The following is a 17,991-nucleotide window of genomic DNA, read 5'->3' as shown; positions in this document are numbered from 1 at the left end:
CGAGCCGTACCCGGCTCGTCAGGCCCAGCACGCCAGCGGCCGCCTTTACGGACGCCGCACTCCTCCGCGCTGGCCTTCAGCCCGGGCGGCGAGCCGAGCACCAGATTACGGAATGGTTGGCCCGCGGTGTTCAGGCCGGTCAGGTCGAGACACGCGAGCACGTGGTGGCCGCCCTGGAGAAGCTGGGGCGGGTGACCCGCCAGGGCGAGGACTATGTTTCTGTCCTGCTGCCTGGGCGCGAGCGGGCCATGCGATTGCGGGGTCTTCTGTATGACAAAAGCTCAATCCCGCCCGCATTGTCGAGCGACTTCAGTTACCTGGACACGCTGGAGTGGCCGAGCACAACCCCTCTGGCGCGGCTCAGAGCCGGACGCAGCCAGAGCAGCCAGAGCAGCAGCCGAGCTCGCTCCTCTTATCTCCGCGAAAGCCCGCTACCACCGGGCCAGATACGGCCAGCCCGTCGTCGACCAGCTCGATGGAAACGCAGATCGCGCGCCAGGCAACGGCGCTGGTCGAGCTCAATCAACAGGTCGGCCAGGTCATGGGCAAGACCAGGACGCTCGGCACCCTTCTCGATCAGACGACGGAACGGATGGCGACGGCTCTTCAAACGCATGGGCAAGCTCTTCGCGCGTCCATCGAGCTGACCGAGGGGCAAGCCAGGGACGACTTGCGGCAAGCCCGTCTGCGCTTGCGCAAGGCCCTGCTCTTGGTCGTGGTCACGCCGATCGCGGTGACGGTGACGACGTGCGCCCTGATCGCCGTGGCCGCCTGGAGTTGGGCCCAGATGCAGATCTCAGCCGTTCGCGCCGCACACGCACAGGAGCAGATCCGACCAAGCCCTCCAAGCCCACCTCCAAGCGTAAGGCGCAGCAGATGACAGCACCCAGTGTCATCGACCACCTGTTGGAGCGGGCTCAGGCCCACGCCGCCAATGAGTTTCACCACCAGCATCAACCAAAGGAGCTCCCGATGCCCACCACGCCCCCAGTCCCGCCCGTTTCGCCTCAATCCAACCCGACCCCGGCACCCGCACCGACTGCAGCAGAGGCGCCGCGCCCCAGCCTGCGCGACTCGTTGCGGTTCGATGGGGTCCCGATGAAGAAGAGCGCCACCGCTGCGGCCGCAGCCGGCACCAGCGGCAGCGGTATCGACGCCGACCGTCCGCGGCCTCCGCTCAAGACCGAGCGTAGCGAACTCGCCGCGCCTGAAGCTTGGCCAAGCGGGTTGCTCGAAAAGCTCATCGAAGGTTTCCGCCGGGTCCTCGCTGCGATCGCGTCATTCTTTGTTGCTCGACCGACCCCGGCCGGCGCCGTGCAGACCCTCGAGCCCGATACCGATTCCGACCCGCGCGAAACAGAGCTTCGCGCCCTGCGCAGTGAGGTGCAAGAGCTCAAAAATACGCTGAGTCGTTACCGAAAAGCCGCAGAGGCAGCCGGCGTCAGCCTGGACAACGCGGGCGCAGTGCAAGACGTGACAGAGAGCGCTTTGGATCGTGCTGCGAGGGCGCTTGAGCTAGACCGTCAACGTGACTTGCTTCGCAATGCGAGAGAGGGCAAGACGTTGCCTGGAGACGCTCAGCTGGCCGAGCTGGCCGCCGCGAACCTCAAGTTGGCGCAGGCGGAGCACGGGCGCGATGACGTGATGGCTCTGGGCCAGGAGGCAGTGGCAGCAGCCAACAAGGCCGAGGCGTGGGCGACGGTGAAATCCGTGGGCGCAGCGGGATCAATCGCGCACGCTCTCGTGGGAGAGCAACTGTTCCTCCAGAAGGCCATTGGCGAGGTCCTGGATGAGCAGGAGCAGCAGACCATCTCCGATCGCGAACATGCCGCTCAGGAGCAGGACATCGGTCCTAACCAAGCGCCGTCGGTGCTCGATATCACCGACGCTAAGCGCGCTGCCGAGCTGAGGGCGACTTTTCTCGCGGCCTCACGTCGCCTGAGGCTCCTCCATGCGCACCAGGTGCACCACGTGCCGCCGTACGAACAAGAGGCCTTCCACGCTCTGCCCCTCGGCGAGGCACGCCTGCAATTCATCAAGGCCCATGAAGACCGAATCAAGGGGGAGAAGGCTGCGCTCGAGGAGGCGATTCAGGATGCGGCGCTCGCCCGAAACCAGGCTGCCGCCGAGCTCTGGCCCGACGGCCTGGACGATACCGACGCGGACGATGACACAGCCCATGAGCGTGAGCGTCCTGGTCGCGCATGAACGGTCTCGTGGTCGCCGACGACGAAGATGGGGCCTTATCCTTACCGGTGTACCAGGTGGCGCCGGCAAGGCCTGCGCTGGCAGGCTGGTTATGCAGGATCTTGACTCCGGTGATAACTGCTTGCCGCCTTCAAAGGCCGTATCCCATCGAACTGCGCCCCACGGGGCAATGGGGCGGCTTTGCCTTGGACTCGACGTTGGTCCCTGACGGGCGCATTGCCGTGAGCAGTCGACTCGTCTTGTGGTCGCACCGCTCGATCGTCGCCACGATCATTCACGAGTGGACTCATCGTCTGCTGCCCCATCACGTTCACGATGGAGCATTCGCAGCCCTGCAGCAGGCCTTATTCCTGCGCATCGACGCAGCCGCGGCGTGCCCGCCGCTCGCCGGCGAAGAGGGTCTGCAGTTGCAGTACTCGGCGTCGCTATACGACCTCCAGGACTTGCCCGATCCGTTGGTGGCGCACGCGGACGGCGGGCTTGGCGAGGCTTGGTGCTGGGCCATGACTACCGCCCGGGAGCTGGCCCCGTCGCAGCTCACCGCCGAGGCCCTCGCTGCGGAGATCTCGGGGCGCTACAAGAACTGGATCCTCCAGCTTGAAGCAGCCCCCGCCGCGGCTGCTGCTCGCGCTCAGACTGTCGCTGATGCCGCCGCTGCTGCCAAGGCCAACCGCGATGAACTGCGGCGAGCAAATGACTTGCTTCGCACCGTTTCGATCTTGCTGGGTGTCGCGGGTGTGGCCGTCCTGCTCGAGGCGTTCATGTTGCTGAAACTCTTCTCGTTCGGCGGCGCTTGATCGTGACGCGAGCCGTCAAGTTCGCCCAGCATTCGGACAGACTTGGATGAACCTTCGGCCAAGCTTCGTGCAAGTTCGCATTTGGCCGAACCTTGTACGAAGGTTCGGCCATCTTTTTCTCTGCATTGTTGCCGCGCGCTCGGCGCGCGGCTCTAGAGGCAGTGTTGTACGAAGGTTGGCCGAAGGTTCGTACAAGTCGCGACTTGGCCGAAGGTTCGACGAAGTTTCGGCCAACGATGGACGAAGGTTGGGGCAAGAGTCGGTCGTTGTCGTTGGGCGTCTCGGCTTCGCCGACCGCGCTCTCAGGGCTGCGCCCCCGAGCCCTTCGGTCTCGGCCTCCGGTTCCGATCGCATGACGCACGCTGCCTGCGGCAGCAGCTCGCTGCGCTCAACGGCCTTCGGCCGACCAGTGCCGCTGCGCGGCATGAGGCGCTCGCCGCGCGGCGTCCCGTCTGGGAATTGTTCTCCGCGGCCTTCACCGTCTACCTCGCGCCTTCGCTATTCCTTCGTCAGTGTGACCGGCGCCGCGCGCGCGCGCTCGATTGCTACCCGCAAGGGTTCGCTTCGCTCCCGTCCTCTCCCGTTCGCACTCGCTGCGCTCGCTTGCGCATGCGGCATCCGGGCGGGCCCTTGCGAGCATCAATCGCGCCGGCCCCACGGACTACGGGCGAAGGCGAGAGGTAGACGGTGATTGAGACCGCCTGGATCGTTTTCCCAGCCGGGACCGGATTCCCAAGGGCTCAGCTCAAGGTTCCGGTGTTTTTGAAGACCAACGCCGCGTTGCGGCACGAAGGAAATGACGATGGCAAAAGCAAAACAACTCGATGCGCTCGCCGAGCGCGCGCTTGACGCAGTGGTGGCAAGTCGACCGGATCTGCGCACCTGGGCAGAGGATAAGCGCCGTGAGCTGGCTGGAGAGCCGCGTAGTGAGCTGCTCCGGTTTCTTGTGTTCTCCCTCGATCAGGGCAACCAGCAAGCCGTCGAGGCGGCCTTCGGCCTTGCCCCCGGCGACCTGGCGGTCGCTGGCCCGGCTGGCCGGATCGCTAGGCTGCTGCGCGCCTGAACACCGCCGAGGAAAACGACATGAACGACGTTGAATTTCGCCATTTTTTCGGCAAAGCGCGGGATGCGGTTCGTGGCGGCCGCGACGCCTGGTCATCCATGAGCACGGGCGAGAAAGTGGCGGTCGCACTGGTCTTGAACAAGGCCGATTGGCTTGCAGCCGTGGGTTACACGATGGCCGAAGCAATCGAGCGTGCGGGCTCCTGGGTCGCACTCATGCCGTGGGTCGTTCGCGAGCTCGAGCGCGAGCAGCAGGACGCGGGCGAGATCTAGATCCAACAACTACGAACGAGGAGTGAACGACATGGACAACGGCAACGGAAGCTTCAGCCTGGACACGACCTGCGGGACGGGGGCTGACTGGGCGGAGCTCGAGGCTCGTCATACCCAGTGGTACGACACGTTCGAGGCCGGACCCTGGCAGATGTCCCGAGCCGAGCTCGAGGAGCTTGCGAAGACCGCTCCGAACGGCTTCAGCCGAGGCCTGGCGTACGCCTGGCTGGCGGCCCGACAGGACGTGGCCAACCAGACCCAAGTCCCCTTCCTTTGATTTTTGAGGACACCATCATGAACCCCCTGCCCCAAAACGAACGGGCTGCCCGCCGGCAGGCCTGGCTCGTGTTTCAGGCGCAGCTCGATCAGCTAGACGCCCGCCTGGCTCAGATCGACTGCGCCGTGGGTGCGTTGGAAGCCGAACAGCGGCAGCGTCGGCGCGCACAGGCTCAAGCCGCACGAGCAGCCGCGGCAGCTCGCCAGCGTGAATACGAGTCTGCCCAGGCGGTGCGCCGGCAGCGGATGGCACAAGGCCTGGCCACGGCCGCGGCGCTGGGCCTGGGAGCGGTCGCATCTGCGGCCTCGATTCGGCATCCCATGGGTCTTCGCCTCGGCTGAACTCGCACCCCAAGACCTTTCAACAACAGCTTTTCAGTTCCCGATTTTTCAACTCATCATGAAAACCAAAAACAAGCTCCCCAAATTCCCCAGCGCGATCGCGCTTTCTGCTGCAGCCCTCGTTCTCTTATCGGCCTGCGGTGGTGGTGGAGGTGGCAGCGGTGGTGGCATCCCGCTGATCGCCATTGCACCGCCACCGGACACTGGGACCCCGGCTACGCCGCCCGCGCAGCCGCCCGTTGCGCCGCCGCCGTCGCAGCCTGGGACGAACGATCCTTCCGCAGGCGATACCGCGTCGACCATCGTCACCTCGGTGCCTGGCTCGACCTACGGCGCTGGCAGTGAAGAACTCGCCGCCTACTCGGCACTCAACGCCGAGCGCAGCCGCTGCGGTTTCGGCCTGCTGGCTCAAAACGCACACCTGGATATCGCCGCAGCGGGCCACTCCAACTACCTGCTGGTGAATAACATCGCTGGCCATTTCCAGGACGCTTCGAAGGCTGCCTTCACCGGGGTGACGCCTACCGACCGCGCCAATGCCGCAGGTTACGGACAAGGGCTGATCCTGGATGCCTTCGCCGACACCACAGGCGCGAACGGCAACGTGTTGGGCCCCACGGAGTTTGCCCCTCAGGGGCGCGGCATCGCAGCAGTGCGCAGCCTGCTCAGTGCCCCGTATCACGCACTCGACTTGCTGTCGCCGCAGATCGACGTGGGCATCTCGATCATGAGCTCCGACCAGGTCGGAGCCGCCACCGCAAACTTTGGCCCTCGCGCGATCTCCCAGTTCAATCTGGCTATCGCACAGGGGCAGTTTTCTCAGAAGCCTGATGGTGCCGCGGTGCAGACCTATCCGTGCGATGGCACCACCGGTACGGCCTACCAGCTCAAGAACGAGCAGCCGAACCCAGTTCCGGGCCGCGATCTGTCGACCAACCCCGTTGGCCAACCCATCATCGTGGCAGTACGCGTCGGCCAGCTGATCACCATCCAGTCCGCCACGATGCTGAAGAAGTCGGACGGCGCCTCAGTGACGCTGCGCGCGCCGATGCTCAAGGCGAACGACCCCAACTTCTTGGTCGACCCGAGCCGCGCGATCATCCTGCCGGATCAGCCGCTCGAGCCGAATACGGAGTACCTAGTCAGCGTCACGGGGACGAACACCACCATGGCCGACTACAACAACGGCCAGCCGATCAGCACCGGCAAGAACCCTGCGATCACGACGAACGCGACAGGCAGCTTCACGAAGACGTTCACGTTCAAGACGGGCGGCTAACTAGCCGCAGGGCGCATGCCAACGGGGCGGGCTTTTCGCAGTCCGCCTTCTTAGCTGGTGCGTTCCAACTGCAGCGTGTATCCGCTGGCGCCGTCGACGAGGTTGTAGCCGTCCTTCTCGACACCGACAAGCCGCACGTTGGTGATCCAAGCGGATGACCTTGGAAACCATCGCTCATAGTTCTCGGCGACCAGTCCTTCAAGACGTCGAAGGTCCGCGAAGATGCGATCGGCCTCAAGCACGCCCGCAAGCGAACGGCCAGCGCTCGTGGCTCCAAATGCCGGCATCACGACGCGCGTGTCGGTTTGAACCGCAGTGTTCAAGTTCCCTTTTCGCAGTTTCTTGATCTGCGCAGGCGATAGCACCCGGGTCGTGAATCCACGCATCTGCTGATGCAGTTGGGGCCAGTTGCGATCAACAATCTTCACCAGTTCATCCTGCGCAAAGGGCGATGGATTGTGGGGAAGGATGTCGATCAGATGGATGTCGGCGCCATTCACCCGAAAGAACAGCAGGTTGTCCGCCCTGGCAACATAGCCCCTCTCGTCCAATGTGCAGAGCGGCTCCAGATGCAAGTGATGGACGCCCCAGTGCACGAGCAAATGATCATGGGTGACCAGCTTGTTGGCGAGCGTCGATAGGTAGGGCGCCAGGGGCTGGCCGGCTGTCATGCGCGCGATCACCTCATCGATCGTTGGCCGTAGCAAGGGGAATTGAGGTTTCGGAGAATCTCGCGCGATAGGTGAACGCGATACGGGCGCGCCGGCACGAGTCGCTCGCGGATTTCGAACAGGTAGAGGTACCGGCCAAGGTCATCATCGGACTGGGACTCGACGTAGCCGTGTTCGGAAAGCTCTTCTTTGACCAGCAAGCCGTGGTCGTAGGGGAAATTCACATAGCCGTACACGCAGTCTCTCCTGGATCGTTGGCCTCAAGATCGCCCCGTGGACTTGGCCTCGCGGCCAACTGTAGATGATCACGTGGGCGGGTTCGGGTACGCTGTGGTGATGGAAATCCAGCATCGGAGCGAAAGATGAGCCTTAGTCTGCTTGAGCCGGGGTGCCATGCCGATGGCACCCGTTCGAAACCGCGCCTGCAGGTGCTTGAAATCTATGATCGCGAAAGCGGAAAGGACGTAGGCGATCCAATCGCTCACCTGCTGCTGCAGCGCGAGGAAACGAGTCGGCTGGATGAGGACGACGGCTCGATTTTCGAGGCGACGATCAGTCTGCGGTACCAACGAATCCTCGGCAAATCCGACCATCGTCGGCGTTCGCATGCTCAGGCCGGCAGCTTCGTGGGGGTTTACAAGAAGCTCCACGGGCGGGTGTCGCTGACTTCTGGTGAGGTCTACGGTCGCGGTGGAGTCTTCTTGAACCTGGATGAGCTCGACGGCCACCGCATCGCGACTTACATGATGAACGAGATCGTAACTTGGGCGAAGCAGTGGCCTGAGGCAGAGGTCAAGACCGTCACGCTGAATGCCAGTGACGCATGGTCAGGCAACAAGCAACGCAGGAACCGTCTATACGAGCAGTTCAATATCGTCTTTGACTACGACCCGCATTCCGATCATGGAGCGGGCCAGTCGCGCTCGATGCACGCCGGCGCACTGACCCCGGTGGACACCTGGAAACGCAATATCGTCGAGCTTCCCGTCTTTGACTATTTTGCCGGGCTTGTCCAACGACATGCCGACACGGCTTCAGATCTGGAGGCCCGTAACAAGGCTGTTCAAGATGCCTGGTCGCTGTACGACGAGGCCAGGGAGCGCCCAATTCGCTGGGCTGTCACCACCTTGGTGTCCAGGTACTGGCAGCGACTGACCGCTTTCACCTTTGCTGGACTCCTGTTCTTCGGCCTGTGGGAAAAGCTCAGGTTCTGACCGATCAAGCACGATGCATGCATTCGATCCCCGGAGGTTCTATGCCGTCCCCGTTCATGACCGAGGATCAGCGCAAGGAGATGCTTGCGAACGGCGTGGCGCGCGTTCGCGGTGAAGCCGTCGACCCCTATCCGGTGGTCAAGCTCTACACGCCGGACGCCGGCGCATGCTGGGTGCTGACTGCGCTCGATGCAGACGGCGATGTGGCCTATGGGCTCATCGACATCGGGACCGGGTTCCCGGAACTGGGCCTGGTCAGCTTGAGGATGCTGGCCAGTATCAAGGGGCCAAGGGGAATGTCGGTGGCGGTCGAACCTCACTACAAGGCACGCAAGACGTTGTCGGCCTATGTGGCTGACGCGCTGCGCGATGGCATGGTTACCGACTGATCCTGATTGCGCAGAAAGACAGGTTCCAAGATTTGCGGTCGTTGGATTTCGACTGGCACTCAGATGCACGTGAGGAGGCAAAAAAAGCGCCCTTGAGGGCGCTTTCTGTCATAGAGGGAACTGGCTCCTGAGGTTAAGGGGCTGGATACTGGGCATCCGCCATGATCGTGCAGTAAACCGGATTACCCCCGTGGCCATGCAGTTGCTGATGGCAGTCGACCGCGTGTAATTCCAGTTGTACCAGGCCGTGTAGTCGGCGCGGGCCCGGGCATCGGCTGCACGACCTACGGCATAGCTCGCCGTGCCCTGTGCGGCCGAAGCAACTTGGCTAGCGCTCTGGGCTGTTTGGCCTGCCCACTCGGCCATACCTTGGGCGTTCTGCGCTCGTCCACGGGCATCGCTGATGCCGTTGTAGATCGCCGCCTGGTCAATGCCTACGCCGGCGATCTGGTGACCGCCAGTGCTGTCAGCGATCTGGAGTTGCTGAGCCTGTGCGCTGAGGCTGAGTGCGAGGGCCAGCGCAGCGCCGGCCAGTGGTTTCATCTTCATTTGGAAGTTCCTTTCGAGGAGATGACCGCCTCGCAGGCCTCGAAAGGAGGGGCACCGGGGAGATGAACCGGCTAGACCTGCGGGCAGTCGAGGTCAGTGTGCGGATGACACATCAGTGCACCGAAATGACAAATTCACGGGCACTATTGGCTCGCTAACCAATTTTCGCGAGCAAGTCAGTCGCCCGAAGGTGCGTATACCGCTTGAGCATGACGAAGCTCTTATGGCCGCTGATACTCGATGCCTCGATGGCACTCAAGCCCTTCTCGAACAATCTAGACACCCCTTCGTGGCGTAGATCGTGCCAACGCAAGTCACTGATCTTGAGACGTTTCAGCGTCCGTTTCCAGAGCATCAAGACCGCGTTGGCCGTGCACCCAAACACCCTGCCATCGATGCTGCGCGGCATGGCTTGCAGGACTGCCATCGCCTTCGACGACAGCGGGATCTCGTGCGGAACCCCTTTGTTCACACGCTGATGGTAGGCGCGCGGGATCGTGAGCACACGGTCGGCCAAGCTGATCCACTCCCACCGCAACTCGAAAAGCATGGTTTTCCGCAGCGTGGTTTCGACAGCCAATTCGAAGGCGGGAGTGGCCCATGGGTTGCCTGTCGCGGCGAGCGCCACCGCTAGGCGTTCCCGCTCGCCAGGGTGCAGGCGTCGATCACGCGCCTTTGTGCCACTGGGCTTGCGGATGTTCTTCAGCGGGTTCGGTTGCCCCTCCCACCCCCATTCTTTTCGCGCCATTTCAAAGAGGTGACTCACCAGTTGGAGTTCGAGTCTGATCGTGTTCTCGGCACGGCCAGCTCGGCGCCTTTCGTCCCTATATGCTGCGAAGTCGGCCCCACGCAGCGTTGCCATGAAGCGCTGTGCAAGCGGATGCTGCTTCCAGCGTTCAATGCGCTGTAGGTCCCGTTCAGGATGCGCTTTGCGGCTGCTGAAGTCGCTCCCATAGCGATCGAATGCCTCGGCCAGCGTGGTGCTCTCAGCCTCCCGGTTGTCGCGGTAGGTGCCACGGTCCATGTCCGACTCGATCGCCCGTGCGATGCGATGCGCCTCCACTGATGTGTCGGCCGTGCCGAACCAGGCTGGCCAGCCTTTGCGCCGGATCTGGATCTTGTAGTTGCCCTCGCGGGTCTTTTGGATGCTTGCCAAGTGGTGGGTCCTCTGGTCGATCGATGAAGTGATCGATGAAGCCCACAATGTCCAGTGCACTGAAATTGCACTGAAATGACAAATTCGGCGCCGATGCCTGCGATGCCTACGCCATTCGAAAGGACAAAAAAAACGGCCGGAACCCGCATAGATGCTGGGTTTCGACCGATTCAGTGTTGGTGGTAGGACGTACTGGATTCGAACCAGTGACCAACGGATTAAAAGTCTGCTGGTGCGCAGCGTCACCCGTGCCGGTGTTCGGCCTGTGGGGTCCGCATTGGTGCTCAGCGTTGTCCGTGTGCTGTTGTGGACGAGATCCGGGTCATTGGCTGCTGTTGGCATGGTGTGGCGTGTGTTCATGGGCATGCAGTCTCTGGATGCAGGCCCGGAAGCACCAGCAAGACGGGCCGCAGGTTCTTGCACCCGCCGCAACTGGTTGCATCGCGGCGCAACCCGCTGCACGTCATTGCAGGGGGCTGCAAGGTGACGGTCGAACCTCCGGAAGATCGCGCTCGCAAGATCGTCTCGAGCGTCCTCAAGGCGACCCAGCGCGATGCCTCGCAGACGGCCATTGCTGCGGCCATGGGTGTGAGCGAGTCGACCGTCTCTCGGCTGCTCAGCGATCACCTGGACAAGTTGGCGCTGGTGATGGCCCATGCCGGTCTGCGCGTGGTCGGCCAGGACATGCGCTGCTTCCCGCCTGACTACGTCGATGCGCTGCTGCTGATGGCGAAGCAGCACCTGAGCGCCGTTCAGTCAGTTCGGACGCTGGAGTGGGACTGATGCGTCGCGCGATCTTGTGGGTTGCCCACTTCCTCTATTGGTTGCGCGTGCACCGCGGCAACTTCAGCCACGCCCGCTGGGCGACCGATCACGAAATGGGAGCTTGGCGATGACCAGCGATGCACGAATCTCCGTTGGCTTGCCTGGCCACCCGAAAACCAAGAAGCTCGTTCGCCGTCTTGGCCAGGCTGCGGGTTGGAACTTTGTCTGCTTGATTCTGTGGACCGTGGCCAACCGCAGTGACGGCGATCTCTCGGGCATGACGGACGAGGACATCGAACTCGCTGCCGAGTGGGACGGAGAGGCAGGGCGCTTTGTCTCCGAGCTGGCGTCTGTGCGTTTCCTTGACGGGCAGCCTGGCGAGTACAGCTTGCACGACTGGAACGAGCACAACCCGTGGGCTGCTGGCGCTGAGATGCGGTCTGCAAAGGCGAAATGGAACGCTGCTAAGCGCCACCATGGAGAAGCTGCGGCTGACCGCCTAGTACCCGAGTACGCTGCTACTAGGACTGCTAGTAGCAAAGCTGACAGCAATACAGATAGCAGTGCGGGCAGCAAGCCCTCAGCATTGCTGCAAGGCGAGAGTAGCAATGCTCCGTCTCCGTCTCCGTCTCCGTCTCCGTCTCCGTCTCCGTCTCCGTCTCCAAAGAAAGAACCTAACGGTTCTTTTTGCGCCGAGCCGGAAGCCGGCTCTGACGCAGCAGCGCCGCCGACCGTGGTCTTGATCCCGTTGGTCGATGGCAGCGACTTCGCCGTGAAGGCTCCGGACGTGCAGGAGTGGCAGCAGGCGTACCCGAGCGTCGATGTTGTCGGCGAGTTGCTCCGGGCCCGCATCTGGTGCAAGGACAACCCTGCGAAGCGCAAGACCGCGAAAGGGGTCCGGCGCTTCCTGTCGGGTTGGCTCGGCAAGGAGCAGGAGCGAGGCGGTCCGAAGGCCTCGACGACAACGGTCGTGCCGCTCGTCGATGGGGTGGCGTGGTGGAAGGTGGCGGGCTTCACGCACATCGCGGAGGCGCAGAACGAGCGCTGCCACCTCGGCAACTACCGCGAGTTTCGGGACGGCAAGCGCGTCACGCAGGCGGTGGCCGCATGAACGCTGGCGAGATCAAGCGACTGCTCGCCAGCCAGGCAGCTGAGATCGCGCGCCTGCTGCTGCCGAACGGAAAACAGAAGGGCAGCGAGTGGAAGGCCGGCAACACCAGCGGCGAGCCTGGCGACAGCCTCTCGGTCTGCATCCGTGGCCACAAGGCGGGCGTGTGGTCCGACTTCGCGGCGGGGCAGGGCGGCGACCTCATCGACCTTTGGATGGCCTGTCGAGCGCAGTCCATGGCCGAGGCGATGAAGGACATCAAGCGCCACCTCGGCATCCGTGACGACTTTCTGCGTCCGCCCGAGAAGGCGTATCGGCGACCAGAGAGCCCACGAGCACCGGCCGCGAAAGCCCGCGCCGCGGAGTGGCTAATCGGCCGCGGGCTGACCGAGGAAACGATCAAGGCGTTCCGCATCGCCGAGCAGGTGCAGCACGGCAAGACCTACGCCGTGTTCCCGTTCCTCGATGAGCGCGGCGAGCTCGTCAACATCAAGTACCGCAACGTTGACGAGAAGAAGGACATGCGTCAGGAGCCAGGCGCTGCGCCGTGCCTGTTCGGCTGGCATTTGATCGACCCGAAGGCGCGCACCGTCGCCATCACCGAAGGCGAGATCGATGCAATGACGCTGCATCAGATGCGCGTGCCGGCGATGTCAGTAAACCAGGGCGCGGGCAACCATCAGTGGATCGAAAACGACTGGGAAAAGCTCGAACGCTTCGACGACATCCTGATCTGCTTCGACAACGACGAGGCTGGCGATAAGGGCGCGGCAGAGGTCATCAACCGCCTGGGCGTGGAGCGCTGCCGCCGCGTGCGTCTCAATGCGAAGGACGCGAATCAGTGGCTGCAGGATGGCGCAGAGGCTGTCGACTTTCAGCACGCGATGGAAGAGGCCCGGCCGCTGGACCCGGATGAGCTGCGCAATGCCAACGACTACACCGCGGCTGTCGAGGATCTGTTCTACCCACCGCCCGGTGCTCCGATCGACCCTGCGCTCTACATCGACAAGGAACTGGACTGGTTCCGCTTCCGGCGGGCGGAGTACACCTGCTGGACCGGCATCAACGGCCACGGCAAGAGCTTGATGCTCGACCAGATCCTGCTCGGGCTGATGGTGCAGGGTGAGCGCGTCGTGGTCTTCTCCGGCGAAATGGGGGCATCGCGGCACCTGAAGCGACTGCACAAGCAGGCCAGCGGCCTGGATCGCCCAAGCCGCGAATACATCCGCGCAATCGGTGCATGGTTCCGTGAGCGCCTGTGGCTCTTCGACCTGGTTGGCGTGGCGAAGCTGGACCGGCTGCTTGAGGTGTTCGCCTATGCCGCTCGCCGGTACGGCGTGCGCCACTTCGTCATCGACAGCTTGATGATGATCGATGTCCCTCAGGACGGACCAGGCGCTATCACCAAGCAGAACGAGGCGGTGCAGAAGCTCGTGTCGTTTAAGAAGACGCACAACGTGCACGTCCACCTGGTGGCGCACCCGCGCAAGCTGCGCGATGAAACCGAGGCCCCCGGAAAGATGGAGGTCGCCGGAGCGGGCGGCATCGTCAACGGCGCCGACAACGTGTTCTCCATCTGGCGCGCCCAGAAGGACGAGGCGCCAGCCAATCCGAACGACGCGGAGGCGCTCGCCAAGTGGCAAGACGAGCAGGACGGCATCGACGCCAAGCTGATCCTGAAGAAGCAGCGCGAAGACGGTGTGCAGGACTACACGCTGCGCCTGTGGTTCGACAAGCCCTCAATGCAGTACCGCACCAGCCCGAGGCGCTACCCGCTGCGCTTTGTCGAGTTTTCGATCCAAGACCAGGAGACGCCCTATGAGCATGCGAGAGTTTGAACAGTACCTGAAGGCGTCGGACTTTTTCTCCGACACGATGAACGCGCATCGGGCGGCGACGGCCGAGGTCATCGCGGGCTTTGCCCAGATGCTCAAGCGGCGCGGCCAAGTCACGGACGCAGAACTGAAGGACTTGCTGCGTCGCTTGGAGGATGCAACAGGCAGGCCCTCGGTCGACAGCAGCAGGCGAAACCTGGCAGCACGGATCGGTGACAGCTTGAAGGGCCGAGCATGAACGTGATCGAGCGCTACGCCAGCGCGGTTCGTTCATCGAACCTCGAGATCAACGAGCGCACGACCCGCTCGGATTCCGACGTCCTGGGAGCGATGGGTCTTGCTGCCCGTGACTTCCCGCTGGCCGTGGCGTTGCAACGCCTGTTCCTGGGCGACGGCACTGCGGCCCGCGAACTGGTGGAGATTCTGGCCGACGATGCTTGGCGGCAGGCGAGGGCGTTGAAGATCAAGCTCAACCGGGTGCAGGCCTACGACTTGGCTCAGGGCTGTGTAGCCTGGCACCGCAATCCGACTTGCGATGCGTGTGGTGGGCACGGCGCCACGGTGATCCCGGGTAGCACGACGTTGGGCGTGAAGTGCAGGCCATGCAAGGGCACGGGGCGCACCTCGCTGAGCAAGCTGTTCAAGGAGCATGCTGAGATCGCCGACTGGCTCGTCGCTCACATGGAAAGGCATCAGGCGATGGCTGGACCGGAAGCGATGAAGCAGATTGCGGGGTATCTGGACTTGAAGATTGCTGCTGCCGAAGCGGCGAAGTAAAAAGTCTTTACGAATTCGATATTCTTGGCCTAGAATCATCTGGCCTGTACAAATCCCGGGTGAGCCGGGAAAAATAAGAGCAGCTCAACCCTTGATGGCGGAGCTGTCTCTGCTACCTCAAACCGCCCTACGCAAGTACGGCGGTTTTTGTATTTCTGGCCCACCTTCCGGTACGAAGTCACATTCAGGAAGGGGTGGATGGTCTTGCCGACCGCTAAGATACTTCTCCTAACATTTAAGGATGGAGGCATATCTTGGGATCTTTGGCCGCTAGAAGGATGGACAAGTCGAGCAGTAGCTTGATGAAGTGGTTGGGCGCAGCAGCACTCTTGGCACTGACCGGGTGCGGGACGATGCCAACTGAAGTCAAAGAGGCCAACGCGAATCCCGATGCGTTCCTTGCCAAGAACTACACGCTACAGGCGCTGCGGCCAGGATATGTCGATACGCTGAAGTCGGTGGGCGCGCCTGGGCCGACGAATTTCAAAGAGATCACGTTCAAGCTGGAGTATCGGCATCGAGCACTGGGTGCTGCAACTGATGCAGTCACCACGCCTCAACTGAGCTACCGCCCACTCGGGAACGGCTTCTTTCAACAGATCCGCACCCTTGAGAACAACGGCTTTCTGGTCAATCGCAGTTTCATTCTTAGCTTTCTCGGCGTCTTGACTCTCAAAAAGGAGAATGCGTCGCCGCAGTCAAAAATGACGGTCCTTGATGGAGCGGTCAAGGACATCAAGCCGTTCAAGTTCGAACCGGCGAAGCTGACGGAACCGGGGAGCAAGTTGGTCGTCGATTTCGCCACCGGGTTTCCGATGCAGGAGTTCAACTTCCGTTGGAACAAGATGGTGTGCACAACCGTAAAGGCTGGAAGCGCGGCTGAACTCCACCCGAAGATCAAGGGCCAAGCGATCTGGTTTGATTGCGAGGGCACGAGCGAGGTTGGTGCGCCATCAAAAGGATCGAGCGTCTACCTGAGCCAGTACGGGGTCATGATGCAGACCAAGTTCGCCGACTCCCGGTACTCAGGGACTGAGGTGATCACCGATTTCACTGAGCAGTAGCGCCACTCGTACCGACTCCAAACCCGCCCCGCGCAAGCCCGGCGGGTTTGCTATTTCAGCGCTTTAGGATCGCCATTTGGCAAGACATCTGGCTTGCTGGCAGGTGTCAGAGGCACGCCCATTCGACACTGAAATCGAAGGCGAAGGAGGAAGGATGCTGAGTCTGGACCGTATTTCAGACTGCTGATCTCCGCGAAAATCTTGGAGATGTCGGCCAAATAGGCCTTTTGAGCAGCAACAGTCTGTTCTGGCGAAAGTCCGGATGATGCGAGTGCTGCCTGAGCAGCATTGGCCGCTCCTGCGATTCCGCCCCAAGCCGCCACGGTAGATCGAGCGATGGTCGCTTTTGCCGCTAACGCCGGGACAACAATTGACCCTGCGACGATTCCGATACCCGCAATGCTTAGTTGCGTACCGCGGGAGGCGGCTGTCACGAAGCCCATTTTCTCTGCGTTCTTCTCACATGCAGCCATCTCGGCCGTGACGAGTTCTACGAACTCCTTGTTCCCAATTGCCATGGGTGATTCGCTTGAGGTAGGCGAGGTGCCCGTAGCGCCCGTCGCAGTCGCTGGAGCGTTCTGGCCCGGCTGATCTGTTGCGCTCGACGTACCGGACGTAGCAGCGACTGCGTTGGCTGCCGGCTCGAGGGCCGCGACATTGCGTCTCGGGGCTTGTGCACCCATTGAGGCAATCTGCGCATTCGTAGCTAGAGTTTCACATCCTGTCATCAACAGGCAGGCAGACACAACCGCGCAGCACCAAATAGGTTCTGAGTTCATTTACCCCTCCATCCTTATTTCGGCACGATGAGGGCATGGCGTCCAAGAATCAATCCCATATTTTGGTAGTTGACCGAAAGCCCCGATTTGCCCCTGCGAGGCCTTTTATCTGCGGGTCACGTGCGTTGGGCACTCGAGTGGACGGTGGGCAGCCCCCCAACCTGAACGCCCGCCGCATCAACATTTACTCTGCCGCTGGTGGGCGCGATGGACCTTCAGTAGAAGTCGTACCCGTCGAGAAATCCGGCCGTGCAGGTGGCCGTGCTGAAAAGCGCCGTGTGGTGCGCGAGCAGCATCTCAGTGAACCGCCCGTGATACACGCCGTAGATCGTGTCGGTGAGATTGATCTTCGTGTTCTTGATGATGCCAAGGACAAGACGGTTCATCTCCGCCGTTGGCCGCAGCCAGGCGTGATAACGCCATTGGTCCACGTCGTGCGTGAAGTCGCCAGATTGGTCATAGCTCCATGTCGCGACGTGCTTTTCGTCAATGGACTTGCGGATCGCAGCCAGAAGGGCGCGACTATTACGCGTGGCCACAAGAATTGCCATGCTGTCTCCGTTTGTAATTTTGGCTCAGCATACAGCGAGTGCTGGCGCTCGGCCATTAGGCTATCTCTCGACGCAAATCGCAGTTGCCGCCATTGCCCGATGCCGGAATCCCGACATCGCGCTTTCTTATTTGTGGGGCGCGTTTCGCGTGGAACACATGAGTCTTGCAACCCTGAAGCCCAGGCTCGCAGCAGCCCGCCTCACCCGCACCCCAGTGCTGCAGACTAAGGCGGGCACCACGGAACGCCAACGCGGCCGCGCATGGATGGCAGTCCGAGAACGCGTGGCCAAGCGCCACGACTACCGCTGCGCCCGGTGCGGTGCGGTCTGGGTGTCCAGCCGTGACCACATCGACCACATCGTCGAGCTGGCCGACGGTGGCACCAACGACGAGAGCAACCTACAACCCCTGTGCAATGAGCCCTGCCACCGCGAGAAGACCGAGCGTGAGGCCAAGGCGCGCACGGGCTGAGATCGTGGCTCCACGGGCCGCCTGTCGTGCTGCACAGAGGTATCACGAAGGGAGAGGGGGCTCGAAAGTCTGTCGGCCCAGTCGCCGGGAAACCGACTGGTTCCTCACGCGCAAAACTCGCCCCGGAATCAAAAGGAAATCAAATGACAGGTGTCAAAGGACGCAGCGGTGGTGCCCGTCCGGGCGCCGGTCGCAAGCCGAAAACCGCAGATCCAGCGACCACCGAAGACTCGAAAGAGTTCTTGACGATGGCCATGCAGGGACTTGTCGACCCGAGCCCGGCTCAGTTGAAGGCGGCAATCGCCTTGCTGGGCGTCCAGCACGCCAAGAAGTCGGAGGCAGCGAAGCCCGTAACGCCTGAGCGCCCCGCTGGTGGCAAGTACGCAATGCGGCAAGGACCGCGCCTGGTCGCGAGCAAGTAATC

Annotated in this window: 24 protein-coding genes; 18 read left to right on the top strand and 6 right to left on the bottom strand. The window is 62.3% G+C overall.

Going from position 1 to position 17,991, the window contains the following annotated elements; genetic code table 11:
* Positions 1-475: 475 nt before the first annotated feature.
* From FFI97_RS01615 to FFI97_RS01580, 8 genes are all read left to right on the top strand, one after another.
* Entirely contained in the window at positions 476-880 is a 405-nt protein-coding gene (locus FFI97_RS01615) for a hypothetical protein (protein WP_139701670.1), read from the top strand.
* A gap of 92 nt (positions 881-972) precedes the next feature.
* Positions 973-2,208 (top strand): hypothetical protein, encoded by a 1,236-nt coding sequence (locus FFI97_RS01610; protein WP_144004340.1) that lies wholly within the window; start codon positions 973-975, stop codon positions 2,206-2,208.
* Positions 2,205-3,005: a hypothetical protein gene (locus FFI97_RS01605; protein ID WP_139701672.1), complete on the top strand. Its 801-nt coding sequence runs from the start codon at positions 2,205-2,207 to the stop codon at positions 3,003-3,005. The genes FFI97_RS01610 and FFI97_RS01605 overlap by 4 nt, the downstream gene beginning before the upstream one ends.
* Positions 3,006-3,807: 802 nt before the next feature.
* On the top strand, positions 3,808-4,068 hold the full coding sequence (locus FFI97_RS01600) for a hypothetical protein (protein WP_139701673.1): 261 nt from the start codon (positions 3,808-3,810) through the stop codon (positions 4,066-4,068).
* Between the two features lie 20 nt (positions 4,069-4,088).
* Positions 4,089-4,340 carry a hypothetical protein gene (locus FFI97_RS01595; RefSeq protein ID WP_139701674.1) on the top strand — a complete coding sequence of 84 codons (252 nt, stop codon included), beginning with the start codon at positions 4,089-4,091 and terminating at the stop codon, positions 4,338-4,340.
* Between the two features lie 31 nt (positions 4,341-4,371).
* Entirely contained in the window at positions 4,372-4,617 is a 246-nt protein-coding gene (locus FFI97_RS01590) for a hypothetical protein (protein ID WP_139701675.1), read from the top strand.
* A gap of 17 nt (positions 4,618-4,634) precedes the next feature.
* Positions 4,635-4,958: a hypothetical protein gene (locus FFI97_RS01585; RefSeq protein WP_139701676.1), complete on the top strand. Its 324-nt coding sequence runs from the start codon at positions 4,635-4,637 to the stop codon at positions 4,956-4,958.
* A 58-nt stretch (positions 4,959-5,016) separates the two neighbouring features.
* Positions 5,017-6,237 carry a CAP domain-containing protein gene (locus tag FFI97_RS01580; RefSeq protein ID WP_139701677.1) on the top strand — a complete coding sequence of 407 codons (1,221 nt, stop codon included), beginning with the start codon at positions 5,017-5,019 and terminating at the stop codon, positions 6,235-6,237.
* 50 nt (positions 6,238-6,287) lie between these two features.
* Here FFI97_RS01580 and FFI97_RS01575 read toward each other — a convergent pair whose 3' ends face one another.
* Both FFI97_RS01575 and FFI97_RS01570 read right to left on the bottom strand, forming a co-directional pair.
* On the bottom strand, positions 6,288-6,908 hold the full coding sequence (locus tag FFI97_RS01575; RefSeq protein ID WP_144004339.1) for a hypothetical protein: 621 nt from the start codon (positions 6,906-6,908) through the stop codon (positions 6,288-6,290).
* Between the two features lie 8 nt (positions 6,909-6,916).
* Complete coding sequence (locus FFI97_RS01570) at positions 6,917-7,144, bottom strand: hypothetical protein (protein WP_144004338.1); 228 nt, start codon at positions 7,142-7,144, stop codon at positions 6,917-6,919.
* A gap of 126 nt (positions 7,145-7,270) precedes the next feature.
* Between FFI97_RS01570 and FFI97_RS01565 the strand changes: the two genes are divergently transcribed.
* Together FFI97_RS01565 and FFI97_RS01560 are read left to right on the top strand one after the other, a co-directional pair.
* On the top strand, positions 7,271-8,122 hold the full coding sequence (locus FFI97_RS01565; protein ID WP_139701679.1) for a hypothetical protein: 852 nt from the start codon (positions 7,271-7,273) through the stop codon (positions 8,120-8,122).
* Positions 8,123-8,163: 41 nt separating this feature from the next.
* Complete coding sequence (locus tag FFI97_RS01560; protein WP_139701680.1) at positions 8,164-8,511, top strand: DUF2958 domain-containing protein; 348 nt, start codon at positions 8,164-8,166, stop codon at positions 8,509-8,511.
* Positions 8,512-8,619: 108 nt separating this feature from the next.
* Here the strand turns inward: FFI97_RS01560 and FFI97_RS01555 are convergent, their stop codons facing one another.
* The gene (locus tag FFI97_RS01555; RefSeq protein ID WP_144004337.1) at positions 8,620-9,060 is read right to left on the bottom strand and encodes a hypothetical protein; all 441 of its coding nucleotides are present in this window, start codon (positions 9,058-9,060) and stop codon (positions 8,620-8,622) included.
* A 154-nt stretch (positions 9,061-9,214) separates the two neighbouring features.
* On the bottom strand, positions 9,215-10,216 hold the full coding sequence (locus tag FFI97_RS01550; protein ID WP_139701682.1) for a site-specific integrase: 1,002 nt from the start codon (positions 10,214-10,216) through the stop codon (positions 9,215-9,217).
* Positions 10,217-10,633: 417 nt separating this feature from the next.
* Between FFI97_RS01550 and FFI97_RS01545 the strand changes: the two genes are divergently transcribed.
* The 6 genes from FFI97_RS01545 to FFI97_RS01520 all read left to right on the top strand — a co-directional run bounded on the left by FFI97_RS01545 (position 10,634) and on the right by FFI97_RS01520 (position 15,765).
* Positions 10,634-10,999: a helix-turn-helix domain-containing protein gene (locus FFI97_RS01545; RefSeq protein WP_144004336.1), complete on the top strand. Its 366-nt coding sequence runs from the start codon at positions 10,634-10,636 to the stop codon at positions 10,997-10,999.
* 109 nt (positions 11,000-11,108) lie between these two features.
* Positions 11,109-12,092, top strand: coding sequence for a hypothetical protein (locus FFI97_RS01540; RefSeq protein WP_139702266.1), 984 nt, complete (start codon positions 11,109-11,111; stop codon positions 12,090-12,092).
* The gene (locus FFI97_RS01535; protein WP_139702267.1) at positions 12,089-13,927 is read left to right on the top strand and encodes a toprim domain-containing protein; all 1,839 of its coding nucleotides are present in this window, start codon (positions 12,089-12,091) and stop codon (positions 13,925-13,927) included. The genes FFI97_RS01540 and FFI97_RS01535 overlap by 4 nt, the downstream gene beginning before the upstream one ends.
* On the top strand, positions 13,908-14,162 hold the full coding sequence (locus FFI97_RS01530) for a hypothetical protein (protein WP_095745594.1): 255 nt from the start codon (positions 13,908-13,910) through the stop codon (positions 14,160-14,162). Before FFI97_RS01535 ends, FFI97_RS01530 begins: the two co-directional genes overlap by 20 nt.
* Positions 14,159-14,701, top strand: a complete 543-nt coding sequence (locus tag FFI97_RS01525) for a hypothetical protein (protein WP_139702268.1) — start codon at positions 14,159-14,161, stop codon at positions 14,699-14,701. The genes FFI97_RS01530 and FFI97_RS01525 overlap by 4 nt, the downstream gene beginning before the upstream one ends.
* Before the next feature lie 302 nt (positions 14,702-15,003).
* Positions 15,004-15,765, top strand: coding sequence for a hypothetical protein (locus FFI97_RS01520; protein ID WP_144004335.1), 762 nt, complete (start codon positions 15,004-15,006; stop codon positions 15,763-15,765).
* A gap of 50 nt (positions 15,766-15,815) precedes the next feature.
* On the opposite strand, the gene FFI97_RS01515 is transcribed toward FFI97_RS01520, so the two are convergent.
* Both FFI97_RS01515 and FFI97_RS01510 read right to left on the bottom strand, forming a co-directional pair.
* Positions 15,816-16,283, bottom strand: a complete 468-nt coding sequence (locus FFI97_RS01515; protein WP_139702270.1) for a hypothetical protein — start codon at positions 16,281-16,283, stop codon at positions 15,816-15,818.
* Between the two features lie 476 nt (positions 16,284-16,759).
* A complete protein-coding gene (locus tag FFI97_RS01510) occupies positions 16,760-17,095 on the bottom strand; it encodes a hypothetical protein (RefSeq protein WP_139702271.1) in 336 nt (111 codons plus the stop codon).
* Positions 17,096-17,360: 265 nt separating this feature from the next.
* Here FFI97_RS01510 and FFI97_RS01505 point away from each other — a divergent pair, with 265 nt between their 5' ends.
* Positions 17,361-17,567, top strand: a complete 207-nt coding sequence (locus FFI97_RS01505; RefSeq protein ID WP_139702272.1) for an HNH endonuclease — start codon at positions 17,361-17,363, stop codon at positions 17,565-17,567.
* Between the two features lie 143 nt (positions 17,568-17,710).
* A complete protein-coding gene (locus FFI97_RS01500; protein ID WP_139702273.1) occupies positions 17,711-17,989 on the top strand; it encodes a hypothetical protein in 279 nt (92 codons plus the stop codon).
* Positions 17,990-17,991: the final 2 nt, after the last annotated feature.

The organism is Variovorax sp. KBS0712 (assembly GCF_006323185.2).
In the GTDB taxonomy this organism is placed as follows: domain Bacteria; phylum Pseudomonadota; class Gammaproteobacteria; order Burkholderiales; family Burkholderiaceae_C; genus Variovorax; species Variovorax boronicumulans.
Note: the sequence above shows the minus strand (reverse complement) of the source record. Positions and strands in the feature narration are given on the sequence as shown.